Here is a 2,565-nt window from a genome sequence, read left to right as displayed (position 1 = left end):
AGGCTTGTCACCTCACGCCGGGGATCTGCGCAAACCTCTTGATCAACCTCGGTGGGCGGGGAGGGAGGGGATGGTGACTCGTGAGTAACTGGGATGGCATGGTTCCCTGTCATCCGTCCTGACTCCGGACGCTGGGAGGAAACATGATCGAGTCGCTGTTGGTCGCCAACCGGGGCGAGATCGCCCGTCGGATCATCCGTACCGCCAAGCGGCTCGGAGTCCGCGCGATCGCGGTGCACTCGGAGGCCGACGCCGGCCTGCCCTTCGTGACCGAGGCCGACGAGGCGGTCTGCGTGGGCCCGGCCAACCCGGCCCAGAGCTACCGCAACGTCGAGGCCATCCTCGCCGCCGCCAAGTCGACCGGCGCCCAGGCGATCCACCCCGGCTACGGGTTCCTGTCGGAGAACGCCGACTTCGCCCGTACCGTCACCTCGAGCGGGCTGATCTGGGTCGGGCCCGGCGCGGACGCGATCACCGCGATGGGCGACAAGATCAACGCTCGGAACCTGATGGCGGCGGCCGGCGTTCCGGTCGCGCCCGGCACCACCGACCCGGCGGCCGACCTGGACGCGGCTGTCGCCGCGGCGGCGGAGATCGGCTACCCGGTGATGGTGAAGGCCGCGGCCGGTGGCGGCGGCATGGGCATGGGTGTGGCCACCGACGAGGTTGCGCTGCGCACCGAGTACGACAAGGTGCGCACCTTCGCCGAGCGGATGTTCGGTGACGGCTCGGTGCTGATCGAGCGGTACTTCCCCCGGGTGCGCCACGTCGAGGTGCAGATCCTCGGCCTGGCCGACGGCCGGGTGGTGGCGCTCGGCGAGCGGGAGTGCTCGGTGCAGCGGCGAAACCAGAAGCTGGTCGAGGAGTCCCCGTCCCCGGCGGTGTCGCCGGAGCTGCGGGCGCGGTTCCTGGCCGCCGCGGTGCGGGCCGGCGAAGCGGTCGGCTACCGCAACGCGGGCACGGTGGAGTGCCTGCTCGACCCCGCGACGGGGGAGTTCTTCTTCCTGGAGATGAACACCCGGCTCCAGGTCGAGCACCCGGTGACCGAGCTGGTGTACGGGGTCGACCTGGTCGAGGAGCAGCTGCGGGTGGCCGCCGGGCTGGCGCCGACGTTCGACCCGGACGCGCTCGCCCCGCGCGGACACGCCATCGAGCTGCGGATCAACGCCGAGGACCCGAAGCGCTTCCTGCCCGGCCCCGGCACGATCAGCGCGTGGACCGAGCCGACGGGGCCCGGGGTGCGGGTCGACTCCGGCTACGTCGCCGGCAACACGGTCACCCCGTTCTACGACAGCCTGATGGCGAAGCTCATCGTCAGCGGCAAGGACCGCGCCGAGGCGGTCGAGCGTGCCAGGGCTGCGGTGGCCGCCTTCGAGCTGACCGGCCCGAAGTGCAACCTCCCGTTCTTCGCCGAACTCCTGGAGAACGCGGAGTTCCTCTCCGGCGACTACGACACCAGCATCATCTCCCGCATGCGCTAACCCCCCACCCCTCGGTGCCGGGGTTGATCATGAGGTTGACGAGCGTTTCGCGCTATTCGTCACCGTCAACCTCATGATCAACACGGGTGGGGTTGGGTCAGGGGCGGCCACGGTGACCGCGGGTGAGTGGGAGGCTGGTCGGGGACAGCACGAGTCGCAGTGAGGTGACCATGACAGAACTGCCAGGTCGGGTGTCGATCCGGGAGGTCGGGCCGCGGGACGGGTTGCAGAACGAGGAGCCGATCCCGACCGACGCCAAGGTCCGGCTGCTCGACGCGCTCTCCGGCACCGGCGTCCGGCGGATCGAGGCCGTGTCGTTCGTGCACCCGAAGGCGATCCCGCAGATGGCCGACGCCGACGAGGTGTGGCAGCGGGCCGCAAAGGCCGAGGGTGTGCGCTATTCGGCGCTGGTGCCGAACACCCGGGGTGCGCAGCGTGCCCTGGCCGCCGGGTTCACCGAGATCGAGGTGGTGGTGTCGGCGAGCGACACGCACAACCGCCGCAACGTCAACCGCTCGACCGAGGAGTCGCTGGACGACATCGCGGAGCTGATCGACCTGTTGCACGGCGCCGGTGCGCGGGCCGAGGTGATCATCGCAACCAGCTTCGGCTGCCCGTACGAGGGGGACACCGACCCGGCGCGGGTAGCCGCCATCGTGGACCGGGTGGTCCGGGACGGCGCGGACCGGGTGGCGTTCGGCGACACCACCGGCATGGGGACGCCCCGGCGGGTCCGCGAGTTGCTGACCGCGGTTCGCGACCGCAACGCGCACGTGCCGGTTCTGCTGCACTTCCACAACACCCGGGGCACCGCGCTGGCCAACATGCTGACCGCGCTGGAGCTGGGGGTGACCGAGTTCGACGCCAGCGTCGGCGGCCTCGGCGGCTGCCCGTACGCGCCGGGGGCCAGCGGCAACCTGGCCACCGAGGAGGCGGTGCACATGCTGCACGACATGGGCATCGACACCGGGATCGACCTGGACGCGCTGATCGAGGTGGCCGAGCTGGCCGAGCGGCTGGTCGACCGGCAACTCCCCTCCGGGGTGCTGCGCGCCGGCCCGCGTACCCGCCGTACCCCCCCGCC

2 protein-coding genes are annotated in these 2,565 nt (G+C 71.3%); both read left to right on the top strand.

The window, feature by feature from the left end; genetic code table 11:
- Positions 1–143: 143 nt before the first annotated feature.
- Positions 144–1,481, top strand: a complete 1,338-nt coding sequence (locus C1I99_RS31090; protein WP_111137705.1) for an acetyl-CoA carboxylase biotin carboxylase subunit — start codon at positions 144–146, stop codon at positions 1,479–1,481.
- A 170-nt stretch (positions 1,482–1,651) separates the two neighbouring features.
- Positions 1,652–2,565, top strand: a 914-nt coding sequence (locus tag C1I99_RS31085) for a hydroxymethylglutaryl-CoA lyase (RefSeq protein ID WP_111137706.1), incomplete at its 3' end; no start/stop codon positions are given.

The organism is Micromonospora deserti, from assembly GCF_003236335.1.
GTDB classification, from domain to species: domain Bacteria; phylum Actinomycetota; class Actinomycetes; order Mycobacteriales; family Micromonosporaceae; genus Micromonospora; species Micromonospora deserti.
This window is presented reverse-complemented; position numbering and strand designations above follow the sequence as displayed.

What these genes read in the sequence shown, in the direction of transcription:
- C1I99_RS31090 (WP_111137705.1), top strand. Translation starts at nt 144, where the DNA reads ATGATCGAGTCGCTGTTGGTCGCCAACCGGGGCGAGATCGCCCGTCGG.